14 protein-coding genes and 2 tRNA genes are annotated in these 14320 nt (G+C 71.6%); 14 read left to right on the plus strand and 2 right to left on the minus strand.

Translation table 11 applies throughout. The annotated features are described in order from the left end of the window. Nucleotides 1-26 precede the first annotated feature (26 nt). Nucleotides 27-2108, minus strand: a complete 2082-nt coding sequence (locus ABZ822_RS10145) for a hypothetical protein (protein WP_360849837.1) — start codon at nucleotides 2106-2108, stop codon at nucleotides 27-29. Nucleotides 2109-2487: 379 nt separating this feature from the next. On the opposite strand from ABZ822_RS10145, the gene proB reads away from it, so the two are divergent. From proB to ABZ822_RS10170, 5 genes are all read left to right on the plus strand, one after another. Continuing rightward, complete coding sequence (proB, locus tag ABZ822_RS10150; protein WP_360849840.1) at nucleotides 2488-3633, plus strand: glutamate 5-kinase; 1146 nt, start codon at nucleotides 2488-2490, stop codon at nucleotides 3631-3633. Nucleotides 3634-3832: 199 nt separating this feature from the next. After that, nucleotides 3833-4366 carry a hypothetical protein gene (locus ABZ822_RS10155; RefSeq protein ID WP_360849843.1) on the plus strand — a complete coding sequence of 178 codons (534 nt, stop codon included), beginning with the start codon at nucleotides 3833-3835 and terminating at the stop codon, nucleotides 4364-4366. Between the two features lie 155 nt (nucleotides 4367-4521). After that, nucleotides 4522-5829 carry a glutamate-5-semialdehyde dehydrogenase gene (locus ABZ822_RS10160; protein WP_360849846.1) on the plus strand — a complete coding sequence of 436 codons (1308 nt, stop codon included), beginning with the start codon at nucleotides 4522-4524 and terminating at the stop codon, nucleotides 5827-5829. A gap of 67 nt (nucleotides 5830-5896) precedes the next feature. Then, on the plus strand, nucleotides 5897-6517 hold the full coding sequence (locus ABZ822_RS10165; protein WP_360849849.1) for a hypothetical protein: 621 nt from the start codon (nucleotides 5897-5899) through the stop codon (nucleotides 6515-6517). A gap of 92 nt (nucleotides 6518-6609) precedes the next feature. Further along, nucleotides 6610-7674, plus strand: coding sequence for a hypothetical protein (locus ABZ822_RS10170; protein ID WP_360849852.1), 1065 nt, complete (start codon nucleotides 6610-6612; stop codon nucleotides 7672-7674). A gap of 192 nt (nucleotides 7675-7866) precedes the next feature. Here ABZ822_RS10170 and ABZ822_RS10175 read toward each other — a convergent pair whose 3' ends face one another. Beyond that, nucleotides 7867-8991 carry a M48 family metallopeptidase gene (locus tag ABZ822_RS10175; RefSeq protein WP_360849855.1) on the minus strand — a complete coding sequence of 375 codons (1125 nt, stop codon included), beginning with the start codon at nucleotides 8989-8991 and terminating at the stop codon, nucleotides 7867-7869. 151 nt (nucleotides 8992-9142) lie between these two features. Here ABZ822_RS10175 and ABZ822_RS10180 point away from each other — a divergent pair, with 151 nt between their 5' ends. The 9 genes from ABZ822_RS10180 to ABZ822_RS10220 all read left to right on the plus strand — a co-directional run bounded on the left by ABZ822_RS10180 (nucleotide 9143) and on the right by ABZ822_RS10220 (nucleotide 14163). Continuing rightward, complete coding sequence (locus tag ABZ822_RS10180) at nucleotides 9143-9307, plus strand: hypothetical protein (protein WP_360849858.1); 165 nt, start codon at nucleotides 9143-9145, stop codon at nucleotides 9305-9307. A 16-nt stretch (nucleotides 9308-9323) separates the two neighbouring features. Further along, nucleotides 9324-9950, plus strand: coding sequence for a nicotinate-nucleotide adenylyltransferase (gene nadD, locus ABZ822_RS10185; protein WP_360849861.1), 627 nt, complete (start codon nucleotides 9324-9326; stop codon nucleotides 9948-9950). Nucleotides 9951-9990: 40 nt separating this feature from the next. Then, nucleotides 9991-11718, plus strand: a complete 1728-nt coding sequence (locus tag ABZ822_RS10190) for an LCP family protein (protein WP_360849864.1) — start codon at nucleotides 9991-9993, stop codon at nucleotides 11716-11718. Between the two features lie 149 nt (nucleotides 11719-11867). Next, entirely contained in the window at nucleotides 11868-12305 is a 438-nt protein-coding gene (rsfS, locus tag ABZ822_RS10195) for a ribosome silencing factor (RefSeq protein WP_360849867.1), read from the plus strand. Further along, nucleotides 12302-12952 carry a histidine phosphatase family protein gene (locus ABZ822_RS10200; RefSeq protein WP_360850473.1) on the plus strand — a complete coding sequence of 217 codons (651 nt, stop codon included), beginning with the start codon at nucleotides 12302-12304 and terminating at the stop codon, nucleotides 12950-12952. The genes rsfS and ABZ822_RS10200 overlap by 4 nt, the downstream gene beginning before the upstream one ends. Before the next feature lie 175 nt (nucleotides 12953-13127). Continuing rightward, a tRNA-Ala gene (locus ABZ822_RS10205) sits at nucleotides 13128-13200 on the plus strand. Nucleotides 13201-13463: 263 nt separating this feature from the next. Then, on the plus strand, nucleotides 13464-13625 hold the full coding sequence (locus ABZ822_RS10210; protein ID WP_360849870.1) for a hypothetical protein: 162 nt from the start codon (nucleotides 13464-13466) through the stop codon (nucleotides 13623-13625). A 3-nt stretch (nucleotides 13626-13628) separates the two neighbouring features. Further along, nucleotides 13629-13862, plus strand: coding sequence for a hypothetical protein (locus ABZ822_RS10215; RefSeq protein WP_360849873.1), 234 nt, complete (start codon nucleotides 13629-13631; stop codon nucleotides 13860-13862). A 228-nt stretch (nucleotides 13863-14090) separates the two neighbouring features. After that, nucleotides 14091-14163, plus strand: a tRNA-Ala gene (locus ABZ822_RS10220). Nucleotides 14164-14320: the final 157 nt, after the last annotated feature.

A 14320-nucleotide genomic window follows, 5' to 3' on the forward strand; every position in this document is an offset into this window, starting at 1 on the left:
GCCCCGTTGGGTCCGTGCGGGCGACGCTACGCGGTGACCGAGTCCTCCGCGCCGGTCGCCTCGACCTCGGCGTCCTCCTCGATGCCCTCGACCTCACGCTGCGCCGGCAGCTCGGTCGCCAGCCGCGACGCCATCCGCGCCCTGCGCTCGTCCGCCTTGACGGCCAGCGCCTGCGCCGCTCCGTCGAAGCGGGCCAGCGACGGCGGGTCGGAGGGGCCCAGCAGGTGCTCCTTCAGTTCGGCGCGGGCGGCGACGAGCGTGTCCTTCTCCGCGTCGCGTACGGCCTCCAGCAGCGCCGGGATGCCCTTCGCCTTCGGCTCCAGGATCGTGGCGGCCCGTACGGTCGGGAAGCCGGCCTTGAAGTCCTCCTCGCGGAGCCCGCTGGTGTTGGCCACCGCGTACGGCTTCTCGCTGGTGAGGTAGTCGGAGACCACGCTGGAGACATCGCTGATCAGCAGGTCGGCCTGGTTGAAGCAGGTGTAGATCGCGGGGCGGGCCGCGGTGATGATCTGGTGCTCCCACTCGGGGAAGGAGGCCCAGTAGGCGCTCTCCCAGGCCGCGGTGGCCTCGGCGACGGCGGCGGCACGGCCGGTGTCGGGGGAGCCCTGGAGCTTCATCCGCTCGATCTCGTCGGCCGAGGACCGGAAGGCGGTGCTGGTGAGCCGGTCCAACTCGGTCGTGCGGCGGGCCAGTTCGGCCGCGGCCTCGGGGCCGGGACGCGGCCCGGAGCGGCGCGCGTTCGCCTCGGTGATCATCGCCTGGATGCGCTCGTTGGCGCGGCCCGCACGCGGGTCGACGGAGCCGGTCATCGGGTGCGGCTTGTAGAGCAGCCGCACCTTCGGGTCGGCGAGCAGCTCGCGGACGATGTTCTCGCCGGCCAGGATGACCGAGGTGTTGCCCGGGTCGTTGGTCCAGCCCTCCCAGGTGGGGGCGTAGAGGACGGTGGTGTACGGCGAGGTCGGCGCGCCCGCGTACGGCCGGATCGGGGCGAGTTGCGGACGACCGACCTCCACGACGTCCTTGTCCTCGACGCCGATGTCGGCGAGCTGGTAGCGCTCGCGCGCCGCGGGGCCCGCGACCCACACCTCGTCGTAGGCCTTCGCGTACGGGTTGCAGCTGGACAGCTTGTCGCTCTCCCCGTGGTTGATGAAGGCGTGCTTGATCGAGGGGATGCGCAGGACCTGCGAGGTCTTGCCGGAGTTCGCCGGGTGCAGCAGCAGCTTGAGCGTGGAGTGCTCCAGGCCCATCAGATGCGCGACCTTCGGGATGCAGACGATCGGAACGTCGGTCGCGTCGATCTTCTGCACCATGAAGCGCTCGCGCAACACGATGAGCGGGCGGCCCTCCAGCGACGCGAGCGTCGAGAGCCACATGTTGGCCTGGTACGCGGAGGTGGTGCCGCCGGAGAAGTACATGCCGACGGTGGGCCGGTACTCGGCGAGCCACGCGTCCAGCCAGTCCAGGACCGCCCGCTCGTTGGCGGTGCGCTTGCCCGGCAGCAGCCAGGTGCCCAGGTACACGGTGCCGAGGAAGCTCAGCGCCAGGGCGAGGCCGAGCCCGATGCCGCCGTAGAGCGCGTCCTTGGTGGCGGCGGTCACCATGAGGCCCGCCGTCGCCGGGACGGAGAAGGTCAGCAGCCGGTGGCCGGGACGGCGCGCCAGAAGGCGCGGCGGCGCGGTGGTCAGGCGCAGGGCGGAGGTGTCGATGTTCCGCGTGACGATCGGCATGGTGCGGCTGCGGCGGACCAGCACGGCGACCGCCTGGCAGGCGAAGTGCACCAGGTAGAAGGCCAGCAGGGCGATCGTGAGCGGCGACTGCTCGTGCAGCGGGTTGATGCCGTCGATGCGCAGCAGCCCCACGAGGATCAGCATGTCGCGCAGGAGCTGCCGTACGGTGACGTCGAACCGGATTCTGCCCAGCAGCGACAGCAGGCCGGGCTGCTTGTGCTGCAGATAGAGGTCGAGGCCGAGACCCACCGCGGAGGCGGCAACGAAGGTCGGCACATTGGGCAGCAGGGCCCCCGCGAGTTGAGCCGTGAAGGCCGCGAACATCGTGAACAGCGCGACGAGCTGCACGATGCGGCGGGGGGCGAGTCCGGCAGATGGCACTGGCTGGGCTCCTGGTGGAGGCGATCGGATGGGGGAGGGCCGGCAGGCGGCCGCCTCACGCCGGTGCCGCACGAAAGGCGGCGGCGGTGAGAATGACCCCTGACCGTATTGCGTACGCGTCCCGCATGACAATCTGCCGTGACCGCATTCACCGTGAATGGGATCAAAGCCACTGAACCAAATGGCCGATTGTGGCCTCCGCCACTTCTGTACCGGCGAGTTCTTCGCGCCACGCCCTGGCCCTCCCCTTCGCACGTGCCTGCCCACCGGTGTCCGCCCGCGCCCCGGCCGTCCGCCGATCGGGACGGAGCGCCGCCGCCGTCGCCCGCTGACGTAGATTGCGAGACGGAGAGCACGATCGATCAGTGGGGATGCAGGGGTGTCTGGGGCAGCAGGGTCAGCAGGGGTGCGGGACGGGGTCGCGGGCGCGCGCAGGGTCGTGGTCAAGGTCGGCTCGTCGTCCCTGACGACCGCGGCGGGCGGCCTCGACGCCGACCGGGTCGACGCGCTCGTCGACGTCCTGTCCACCGCGCGCGGCGGCGGTGAGCGCGAGATCGTCCTCGTCTCCTCCGGTGCCATCGCGGCCGGGCTCGCCCCGCTCGGCCTGCGCCGCAGGCCCCGCGACCTGGCCCGGCAGCAGGCCGCGGCCAGCGTCGGCCAGGGCCTGCTGGTGGCGCGCTACACCGCCTCCTTCGCCCGCTACGGCGTCCGCGTCGGCCAGGTGCTGCTGACCACCGACGACACCAGCCGCCGGGCCCACTACCGCAACGCCTACCGGACGCTGGACAAGCTCCTCGCCATGGGCGCCGTGCCCGTCGTCAACGAGAACGACACCGTAGCCACGGACGAGATCCGGTTCGGCGACAACGACCGGCTCGCCGCGCTCGTCGCCCACCTCGTCCGCGCCGACCTGCTCGTGCTGCTGTCCGACATCGACGGCCTCTACGACGGCGACCCCACGAGTCCGGGTACGACCCGCATCCCCGAGGTCGCCGGCCCCCGGGATCTCGACGGCGTCTCGATCGGCAGCGCGGGCAAGGCGGGGGTGGGAACCGGCGGCATGGTGACCAAGGTCGAGGCGGCCCGTATCGCCGCCGCGGCCGGGATCCCGGTCGTCCTCACCTCCGCCACACACGCGGCCGACGCGCTCGCGGGCCGGACCACCGGCACGTACTTCCACCCCACCGGCCGCCGCTCGGCCGACCGGCTGCTGTGGCTCGCCCATGCCTCGACGCCCCGCGGCGCGCTGACCCTGGACGACGGCGCCGTGCGCGCCGTGACCGAGCGGCGCACCTCCCTGCTCCCAGCCGGAATCGCCGCCGTGGAAGGGGACTTCACCGCCGGCGACCCGGTCGAGCTGCGGGACGCCGAGGGACGGGCGGTCGCGCGCGGACTCGTCAACTTCGACGCAAAAGAGATCCCCCTCCTCCTCGGCCGGTCGACCCGCGATCTGGCCCGTGAGCTGGGCCCGGCGTACGAACGCGAGGTCGTGCACCGTGACGATCTGGTCGTCCTCAAGCACTGATGAACACCATCGGCGGAGGTTCGGTGAAAAGTCCGGCCATTCCACGGTGACCTTCCGGAAAACCGCCCGAAGCCACGCACAGGGCTGGTCAACTTTGATGCACGGACAGTGCATCGCGCCGCGCTCGCCCGCGGACGACGGCATCAGACTGGCTCCGCCCGCTGACGAGCGGAGCGCCGAGCAAGGCAGGAGGCGGCCCGTGGGACGAGGGCGCCCAGAAGCGTTGCCCCGAGCCGGGGGTGTTCCCGCGGCCGCGAGCCGGGGCGCCCGTACGCATGCCCGCAGGGCTGCGGGGGAGGGGCGGGCACTCACCAGCGTCGGCGGGGAGGAGCGCGCCGAGCGGACCGGCGGCACCGCACCCGGGCGGGAGAAGGACGGGCAGGGGCGCGAGGCCTCCCGCCTGTGGCACGTCACCCTCAGCGTCTCGGGCGACGAGGCGCCCCTGAGGGAGGTCAGGCGGGCCCTGGAGCAGCTCGCCCATGACCACCCCTTCCTGCTCACCAGCCGCTACGCGGGCGACCACGCCGAGATCCGCTACTGGGAGGAGGCGCGCGACCTGCACGACGCGGCGGCCGTCGCCCTCCGCCTCTGGGGCGAGCACCGTTCCACGGCGGGCCTGCCGCCCTGGGAGATCGTCGGTCTCGAGGTCATCGACCGCGAGACGTACCACCAGCGCGTGGCGGAGGGCTACGGGCCGCCTCCGGCCGCTCAGGTGGGGGTCCATCCGTACTGACGTCCGCCCGACGTCCGCGATCCGTGCCGACCGGCCGCTCCCGCGGGCGGCGCCCCCGCTCAGCAGGGCATTCCCCTGCCCCGAGCGGCCCCGCGCCGTCTCGCAGTGCGGGACATCCGGAGGCCTCCGTCGTCCGGCTCAGTACGCTGCTAGGCATGAGCAGCAGCGATTTCCCCTCGCCCCTGGCCGACCCCACGCCGAAGTCTCCCGTCATCCACGCCGCCTACCGGGCCCGTGACGCGGCGCAGACGCTGGCGACCCTTCCGCGGGCGGTCAAGGACGACGCACTGCTGGCGATGGCCGACGCCCTCGAGGTGCGGACGAAGGAGATCGTCGAGGCCAACGCCGAGGATGTCGAGCGCGCCCGCGCCGCCGGCACCGGCGAGTCGATCGTCGACCGGCTGACCCTGACCCCCGAGCGGGTCCGGGCCATCGCCGCGGACGTGCGGGACGTGGTGGCGCTTCCCGACCCGGTCGGCGAGGTGGTCCGCGGCTCCACGCTCCCCAACGGCATCGACCTGCGCCAGGTCCGCGTGCCGCTCGGCGTCGTCGGGATCATCTACGAGGCCCGGCCCAACGTCACCGTCGACGCCGCCGCGCTGTGCCTGAAGTCGGGCAACGCGGTGCTGCTCCGCGGCTCGTCCTCCGCGTACGCCTCCAACAAGGCCCTGATCACCGTCCTGCGTGACGCCGTGGGTGGGGCCGGGCTGCCCGCGGACGCCGTCCAGCTCGTCCCGGGCGAGAGCCGCGACTCCGTGCGCGAGCTGATGCGCGCCCGCGGGATGGTCGACGTGCTGATCCCGCGCGGCGGGGCGGCGCTCATCCAGACCGTCGTCGAGGAGTCCATCGTCCCGGTCATCGAGACCGGCACCGGCAACTGCCACGTCTACGTCGACGCCCAGGCCGACCTGTCCATGGCCGTGGACATCCTCATCAACTCCAAGGCGCAGCGCCCCAGCGTCTGCAACGCCGCCGAGACGCTCCTCGTCCACCAGGACATCGCGGCCGAGTTCCTGCCGCGGGCCCTCGACGCGCTGGCGGAAGCGGGCGTGACCGTGCACGGCGACGAGCGCGTACTGGAGGCGGCCGAGAAGTCCGGCACACGGGCAACCGTCGTCCCGGCGACCCTCGAGGACTGGGAGACCGAGTACCTCTCGTACGACATCGCCGCGGCCGTCGTGGACGACCTGGAGGGTGCGGTCGCGCACATCCGGCTGTGGAGCTCGGGCCACACGGAGGCGATCGTCACCACGTCCCAGTCCGCGGCCCGCCGGTTCACCCAGTTGGTCGATTCGACCACGGTCGCCGTCAACGCCTCGACGCGCTTCACCGACGGCGGTCAGTTCGGCTTCGGCGCCGAGATCGGTATCTCGACGCAGAAGCTGCACGCCCGGGGCCCGATGGGCCTGCCGGAGCTGACCTCGACCAAATACGTGGTGACGGGCGACGGTCACACCCGGTGACCTAGGGGTCCGCCTGGATTTCCGTCTCGGCCTGCCCAAAAGGCCCACGCGGCCGTACTCTGGACGGGTGCCGGACGACGTGGGGGGCAGGCCGTTCCCGGACGGCGACGAGCCCGACAGCCACAGCCACGGGGCAGCGGACGAAGAGTTCGCGTCCGTGGTGTTCGACGAGGACTTCGTCAGGTCGGCACGCATCCATGAGCCCACCGCTGTCGAGCGGATGCTGGCCGCTGCCCAGGCACGCGCCGAGGCCGAGGCCATGCGAGCGCGGTCGGGCACGGGCGCCGCTGACGACGAGTTCTACGACGACGGGTACGACCCCGACGACCCCGACGCGGAGTTCGACCGGCTCGACCCCGAGGCGTTCGACCACGACCCCGACGGGGACGGCTACGGCCCGTACGGCCGCTACGGCGGCGCCTTCGGCCCGTACCGCAGCCATGCCCGCTGGCACCGCCCCGTGGCCTGGGTGCTGGCCGTCCTCATGGGCATAGGCATGGTCGCGCTCGCCTTCGCCGCCGTTTACCGTGGGACTGCGGGTGGCCGGCAGGAGCCGGCACCCCCACCCGCCACCAGCGGGGTCGACGGTCCGCAGACGGGGCAGCTCACCGGGCAGCCGGGCAATCTCCCCGAGACGGAAGCGGAATCCGCCGCACCGACCGCGTCGGTCGTGCCGCGCGCCCAATGACCTCGTTTCGGGCCGCCTGCCACTGAGCCTTCGTCAGAAGTTGTCCTACCGGCCCGCGTTTACCGGAATGCCTTCCGACCTACTCTGAAGGTATGGCCGGGCCTGGAGAGCCACCTGAGGGGACACCCGAGGGCGTTCCGGGAGGTGGAGAGGACGAGTACCGATCCGTCGTCTTCGACGAGTCGTTCGTCCGCGCTGCCCGTCTGCAGGAGTTCTCCGCCCAGGAGCGTCTCGACGACCACGCCCCCGCCGTGCGCAGCCGCCGCCCCTGGAAACGGGCCCGAGGATCGCGGCAGGCGCTGGTCCTGGTCATCCTCATCGCCCTCGCCTTCGCCACGGCGATCTACATGGGCGTGCGCCATCCGTACCAGCAGCAGGCCCTGCGCTCGGCCGAGCCCCTGCGCACCACCGTGATACCGCTCGCGCCGCGCGGCACCGTGCCCGGCGGAGCACCGGCGGACCTCTTCCGCCGCAGCCCGGCCGCCACGTACCGGTCCGGGGCCGAGGGCATCACCCTTCCGGCCGCACGGGCGAGCAGAAGCTTCTCGGAGAGCCAGGTGCTGGCCGCCCTCGACGTCGCCAAGGAGTACGTGGTGCGGTCCGCGCTCGACCCGGACGTGCTGACCGGCGGCGCGGTGCGGTCCGTACGGGTGCTCATCGACCCCGAGCAGCTCGCCCAGTTCGACCGCAGCGTCGAGCGTCCGGCGGCCGACGGGCGGCATGCCGCCACCGGCTGGCTGATCCGCCTGGACGCCGCCAAGGTGGCCCTGGCCGACCCGGGGATCAGGGTCCACGGCACCCTGAGCGTCAACGAGAGGAGCCCGGACGAGCTCGAGGTCATCGGTGACCACACCCTCGTCTACGCGGTGCGCGCCGCGAAGACCGACGGCGAGCGGGCCACCGGGGATGCCTCGTTGTTCACCGTGCGCCGCGAGGTACGGCTGCGGTTCGACCGCGCCGACCTCCGTGACCACCGTGTCGAGGTCGTGCAGAGCTACCTCCAGGCGGGCCCGCTGGCCTGCTCCTCCGACACCGCGGGGCGGCTGAGCCCGCTGCTGGCCGGGGAGAGCGCGAAGGCGGACAGCCCGGCGGACACGGACCCGTACGCGCCAGGCCGTCCGACGGCAGCGGTGTGCGGTGTGCTGACGCCGAAGTGACGGCGGCCGTACGGGGCGGGCGCGGTACGTGGCCCTGGAGCCGTACGGGTCGGCCGCTCCCGGTGGCGAGGCGAGCCGTGCCGGGAAAGCGATGTTCCCCCCGTCCCGCCGGGGTAGGGCGGATCGGGGGGAACGAGGAACGCTCAACCGGCGTGCGCTCGCCGGGCGTTCACCGGCACGGGGAGCCGAATGCTAGGACCGGTCCGTGCCGGAGGAGCCGTCGCCGGAACCGCCGGACCCGGAATCGCCCGACCCCGACCCTCCGGACCCCGGCCCTCCGGAACCGCCCGGCGGGCGGCCGCCGGTGAAGGCGTCCCGCAGCTTCCCGCCCAGGTCGCCCGCACCGCCCGCGATGTCCCGTACGAGCCCCATCAGCGGGTCCTTGCTGTTCCGCACATGGTCCGCGTAGTGGTTCGCGTGGTCCTTGAAGGAGTCCGAGACCGAGGCTTCCTGGTCGGTGTCCCGGCGCGGGTAGTGGCCGTCCATGATCCGCTGGTAGTCGCGGCCGGCCGCCCACTTCCGCAGCTCCGCGGCGCGCACGGTGGTGAACGGGTGGCTGCGCGGCAGCACGTTCATGATCTTCAGCACGGAGTCCCGCAGATCGCCGCCCGCCTCGTACTCCTCGGCCTGCTTCAGGAACGCGTCCACGTTCATCTCGTGCAGATGGTGGCCGCCCGCGAGCTTCATCAGGCCGCGCATCGACGCCTGGAGGTCCTGGCCGACCAGGAGACCGGCACGGTCGGCCGACAGCTCCGACTTCCGGAACCACTCGCGCAGCGCCGTCACGATCGCCATGACCGCTATGTTGCCGAGCGGGATCCAGGCGACCTTCAGGGCGAAGTTGGTCAGGAACAGCAGAATCGTGCGGTAGACGGAGTGTCCCGACAGGGCGTGGCCCACCTCGTGGCCGACGACCGCCCGCATCTCCTCCTCGTCCAGCAGCTCCACGAGACCGGTGGTGACCACGATGATCGGCTCGTCCAGGCCGATGCACATGGCGTTGGGCTTGGGGTCCTGGGTCACGTACATCGGCGGGACCTTCTCCAGGTCCAGGATGTAGCAGGCGTCCCGCAGCATCGTGTTGAGGTGGGTGAACTGCTGGTCCCCGACCCGCACCGAGTCCGACAGGTACAGCAGGCGCAGGCTGCGCTCCGGCAGCAGTCCGCTGAGCGCCTTGAAGACGGTGTCGAAGCCGCTCAGCTTGCGCAGCGCGACCAGTGCGGACCGGTCCGCGGGGTGCTCGTAGGCGCGGGAGGAGATTCCCGGAAAGCGCCTGCGATTGCGACCCGGTACGCGCTCCTGGCTGTGTTCGGTCATGCGTGGCCCCCTTGTCGGCCTTCGTCGTGGCCCGTCCCCCAGTAGACCCCACCCTAGGCCCAAAGCTGCCGATCGCCCGCTTACGATGAGGGCGCTACGTACGCGCTCGCGCGTTCCGTGTCCGCCGACGAACTGGATAGGCCTGCCGACGATGAGTCTTCTTCAGCCCGCCCACGCCCTGGTCACGCTCGCCTCCGAGGGCGGCGAGCACGGCGGGAACCACGAGAGCCTCAACCCGTACCTCACGGGGGGCGGCGCGCTGTTCTTCCTGCTGCTCCTGCTGTGGATCACCACCCGCTTCAACCGGGACCGCTGAGTCGTAGGCTCTGCGCATGGGCGACCAGGGAGGGGCGGCGGTGAGCGGTCCGGTCAAACGGCGACTGGGTGTGATGGGTGGCACGTTCGATCCCATCCACCACGGCCACCTGGTCGCCGCCAGCGAGGTGGCCGCGCGGTTCCACCTCGACGAGGTGGTCTTCGTGCCCACAGGCCAGCCCTGGCAGAAGAGTCATCAGGTGGTGTCCCCCGCCGAGGACCGCTATCTGATGACGGTGATCGCGACGGCGTCCAACCCCCAGTTCTCCGTCAGCCGCATCGACATCGACCGGGCCGGCAAGACGTACACCATCGACACCCTGCGCGAGCTGCACGAGATGAACCCGGACACCGATCTCTTCTTCATCACCGGTGCCGACGCGCTCGCCCAGATCCTCACCTGGCGGGACGCCGACGAGCTGTTCTCGCTGGCGCACTTCATCGGTGCGACCAGGCCCGGCCACGCGCTCAACGACCCCGGTCTCCCGGACGGCGGGGTGTCCCTGGTGGAAGTGCCGGCCCTCGCCATCTCGTCCACGGACTGCCGGGCGAGGGTGGCGGGCGGAGACCCCATCTGGTATCTGGTGCCGGACGGGGTGGTGCGCTACATCAACAAGCGCGGGCTGTACCGGGACGCCGGATAGCCGGACACGGCGGACGGCCCGAGCACGGGAAGGGGCACTGGTGAACGACGCACACTCCGGGCGGCAGTACGCCGAGGGTGAGCCCGAACACGGCCAGGACCCCTACGGTCAGCAGTACTACGACCCCTACGCAGGGCAGCAGCCTCAGCAGCAGACGGATCAGGGCTACGCCTACGATCCGTACACACAGCAGTACTACGACCCGTATGCGCAGCAACAGCCGCAGCAGCCCCAGCAGGGATACGGCTATCCCTACGCGCAGCAGCAGCAACCGCCGCAGCCGATGCCCCAGCAGTCGGCGCAGCAGGTCGACGAGCAGCAGTGGATCCCGCAGCAGCACCAGCCGTACGACGCCTACGGCCGGCCGCAGGGCCCGCCGCCGCAGCAGGCCCCGGCGCCGCCCCCGCCCCGGGCACCGGAACCGCCGCACACCGGACAGCAGCCGCGTGTCCCGGGCCAGTCGCGTGTCCCGGGCCAGGCGCGGCCTGGCGGCCGCGGACCGGGTGAGCCCGGCGGCTACCACACGGAGCAGTTCTCGTTCATCGAGGAGGAGGACGAGGACTCCGAGGACGTCATCGACTGGCTGAAGTTCGCCGAGACCCGCTCCGAGCGGCGCGACGAACGCAAGCGCAAGGGCCGCAACCGAGTCGTCGCCCTGGTCGTGGTCACCCTCATCGCCCTGACCGGCGGCGTCGGCTACCTCTGGTACGCGGGCAAGCTGCCCGCCCTGCCCGGGTCCGACCCCGGAGCCCGGACCGCGAGCGGGCCGCAGAAGCGCGACGTGATCGTCGTCCATCTGCGGAACACCAAGGGCGGCGGCAGCTCCACGGCGCTGCTCGTGGACAACGAGACCACGGGGAAGGGCACCACGGTCCTGATGCCGAACTCCATGGCGCTCGCCACCGACGACGGCGGCAGCACCACGCTCGGCAAGTCCGTGGTGGACGAGGGCACCACGCCCACCCGGGACGCCCTCGACTCCCTCCTCGGCTCGGACATCAAGGGAAGCTGGCGGCTCGACACCCCGTACCTGGAGATCCTGGTCGAGTCGATCGGCGGCATCGAGGTCGACACCGACACGACCGTGCCCGCCGCCAAGAAGGGCGAGACCCCTCTCGTCAAACGCGGGCAGGACCAGACGCTGTCGGGGCAGGCGGCCGTCGCCTACGCCACGCACCTGGGCCGCGGCGAGCAGCAGGCGCAGCAACTCCAGCGGTTCGGCCAGGTCATGCAGGCGGTGCTCCGCAAGTTCCCGAGCAGCGAGGACGCCGCGACCTCCACCGTCCAGTCGCTCAACCAGATCCCGGACCCCTCACTCACCGAGAGCCAGCTCGGCGCCTCCCTGGCTCAGCTCGCTGAGCAGGCGAAGGGCGGCAAGTACGCGACGGAGCTGCTGCCGGTCCAGGCCGACGGGACGCTGAGTGAGAAGGTCTCGCAGAGCGTGGTCAAGGACGTCCTGGGCGGGACGGTCAAGAACGCCGACCCGGACGCGGCCCCGCGGGTCAGCGTGCGGAACGCCAGCGGTGACGCACAGGCCGCGAGCAGCGCACAGGTCGCCCTGGTCAACGGCGGCTACACCTTCGTCGACGGCGGGCGCGATGGCGCGGCCCGGTCGGCCTCGCAGGTGACCTACGCGGACGCGGCGCAGGCGGCGAAGGCCAAGGAGGTCGCCAAGACCCTCGGCCTGCCGGGCAGCGCGGTCAAGAAGGGCAAGGGCGCCTCCAACGCCGACGTGACCGTCGTCCTCGGCCGCGACTACGACGGCTAGGCACCGGGCGGAGGCCGGGCGCGCACGCGCCGTGGCGAGGGCCGTGAGGCCCGGTCTCCGCAAGGGCGGCCGGGGGCAAGCCGGTCGGGGGCTGCCGGCGGGGCGTGAGACCCTGGAGGGGTACCCGACCTCGACCGGAAAGCTGCCTCGTGACCGCCACTGACCGCTCCATCGAGCTGATCAACGTCGCCGCCCAAGCGGCCGCGGACAAGCTCGCGCACGACATCATCGCGTACGACGTCAGCGACGTGCTGTCGATCACCGACGCCTTCCTGCTGGCCTCGGCGCCCAGCGACCGCCAGGTCAAGTCGATCGTCGACGAGGTCGAGGAGCGGCTGCAGAAGGAGCTGGGAGCCAAGCCGGTGCGCCGCGAGGGCGACCGCGAGGCCCGCTGGGTCCTCCTCGACTACGTGGACATCGTGGTGCACGTGCAGCACAGCGAGGAGCGGGTGTTCTACGCGCTGGAGCGGCTGTGGAAGGACTGCCCGCAGCTGGAGCTGCCCCAGGACGCCACGGACACCCTGGGCCGGGCCGACGAGTACGCCAAGCGGCAGGCCGCCGACGACCTGAACGGAGACTTCCGCTGAACGGCCCCAAGGGCCGTGGCCGTCGCGTGGTGCTGTGGCGGCACGGCCAGACGGCCTGGAACCTGGAGCGCAGGTTCCAGGGGTCCACGGACATCGAACTCACCGAGACCGGTGTCGCCCAGGCGCGCCGCGCCGCCCGTCTGCTGGCCGGCCTGAAGCCGGACGCGATCGTCTCCTCCGACCTGAAGCGGGCGGCCGCCACGGCCTCGGAGCTGGCCTCGATCACGCGCCTTGACGTCCTGCACCACGAGGGGCTGCGCGAGACCTACGCCGGCAACTGGCAGGGCCTCACGCACGAGGAGATCGTCGAGAAGTACGGCGAGCAGTACGCGGCCTGGAAGCGCGGCGAGCCGGTGCGTCGCGGCGGCGGCGAGCTGGAGACCGAGGTCGCCGAGCGCGCGGCCCCGGTCGTCGAGAACCACGTCAACGAGCTGCCCGACGGCGGCACGCTGGTCGTCGTCAGCCACGGCGGCACGATCCGTACCACCATCGGAAAGCTGCTCGGCCTGGAGCCGCGGAGCTGGGAGGCGCTCGGCGGCCTGTCCAACTGCTCCTGGTCCGTGCTGGGTGAAGGAGCGCGCGGCTGGCGGCTGATGGAGCACAACGCGGGGTCGCTGCCCGAGCCCGTGCTCGGCGACGACGACTGAGGCCGCGTCCGGCTTTCCGCCCTTGGAGGCCGGTGGCGCTGCTCCGACCGGCGGCCCCGGCGCGGGGGAGACGGCGCCGGCGGGCCCGGAGGGCCGGCGAGGAACGGATTTCCTTTTCCGGCCGGTCACCGGTTAAGCTTCTTCTCGTCTCCGGCGCTCCGGCGCCGAGAAGTCCGGGGCTATAGCTCAGTTGGTAGAGCGCTTGCATGGCATGCAAGAGGTCAGGAGTTCAATTCTCCTTAGCTCCACAGTCATCAGGATCCCGTCCCTGTCAGGGGCGGGATCTTCTTGCGTCCGTGCCCCTTCCGCGTTCACTCGTGGACTCACCGCCCATATCGGCGAGTTGACGGCTTCAGGCCCGTCTTGGGCCGGATGCGCGCCTTCGACCTGCTGTGACGATGCTCCACCCCCGGTGCGGGGGAGGCGAAGTGCCGCGCCGAGATGAGCCGGGCCGCTGACCCGGGCGCCGTCCCCGTGGCAGAATCAAACGGCCGGAAGGGGAGGAGCACGCATGCCGACGAGCATTCTCGAGGAGGTCGACGATCTTCTCGATATTGCGGCGGCGACCCTTCTCGAGTGTCCGTCCTGCGGCTCGGCCCATGTCGCGCAGGTTCTCGGTGACAACGGCGGTATTTCGTACGTCTGCACGGCCTGCGGCCACAGCTGGAGCTGACTGATGGGGTCACACAGGCGGAAGTGCGACTGGTGCGGCAAGGGGACGCCCATCGTCCGTGACATGGAGCCCCTCAACCCCGACTACCAGTACTGGTGCGAGGAGTGCGCGCGGGCGCTGATCATAAAAGGCGACCCCATCGAGACGTACCGCGAGCTCGAGGGCGAGCCCATCTACGGGCGCCTGCTCGACGAGCACTGCACGCTCAAGCGCTTCTACTCCTTCGTCACGGCCTGACCGACCCGGCCGGACACGTCACCACGGCGCCCTCAGGGCCCGTCTGTGCCGCCCGCGCTGCCGTTGCGCGGGCCAGGCGCCCCCTGGCCCCTGGACGGTGCCCTGTGCCGCCTCCCACGCCCTCCCCCGATCGTCCTGCGCTGCCCGGGCCGGTACGGATTTGGCGGAAGGCCGGGGGAGCCGTGTAAAGTTGGCGGAGCCGCACGGGGAACCGAGCGGAGCAGGCCCGGGGCTATAGCTCAGTTGGTAGAGCGCTTGCATGGCATGCAAGAGGTCAGGAGTTCAATTCTCCTTAGCTCCACAGGAACGAGAGCGGGCCGTCCGATCGGACGGCCCGCTTCTTCGTGTGCCCCGGCACGAGATGATCAGGCGGCGATCCCCGGTCACCTGTGACGGGGGTCACAGACCGCGCGGCCCCGGTTCCCGTACGCACGGGAACCGGGGCCGCCTGGCCGGTG

Origin of the sequence: Streptomyces sp. NPDC047108 (genome assembly GCF_040643575.1) — a bacterium.
In the GTDB taxonomy this organism is placed as follows: Bacteria; Actinomycetota; Actinomycetes; order Streptomycetales; family Streptomycetaceae; genus Streptomyces.

Excerpts from the sequence above, each read along its gene's own strand:
- ABZ822_RS10170 (WP_360849852.1), top strand. The coding sequence starts at position 6,610 with ATGGCCGGGCCTGGAGAGCCACCTGAGGGGACACCCGAGGGCGTTCCG.
- ABZ822_RS10180 (WP_360849858.1), top strand. The coding sequence starts at position 9,143 with ATGAGTCTTCTTCAGCCCGCCCACGCCCTGGTCACGCTCGCCTCCGAG.
- ABZ822_RS10210 (WP_360849870.1), top strand. The coding sequence starts at position 13,464 with ATGCCGACGAGCATTCTCGAGGAGGTCGACGATCTTCTCGATATTGCG.
- ABZ822_RS10215 (WP_360849873.1), top strand. The coding sequence starts at position 13,629 with ATGGGGTCACACAGGCGGAAGTGCGACTGGTGCGGCAAGGGGACGCCC.
- nadD (WP_360849861.1), top strand. The coding sequence starts at position 9,324 with ATGGGCGACCAGGGAGGGGCGGCGGTGAGCGGTCCGGTCAAACGGCGA.
- ABZ822_RS10160 (WP_360849846.1), top strand. The coding sequence starts at position 4,522 with ATGAGCAGCAGCGATTTCCCCTCGCCCCTGGCCGACCCCACGCCGAAG.
- ABZ822_RS10175 (WP_360849855.1), bottom strand. The coding sequence starts at position 8,991 with ATGACCGAACACAGCCAGGAGCGCGTACCGGGTCGCAATCGCAGGCGC.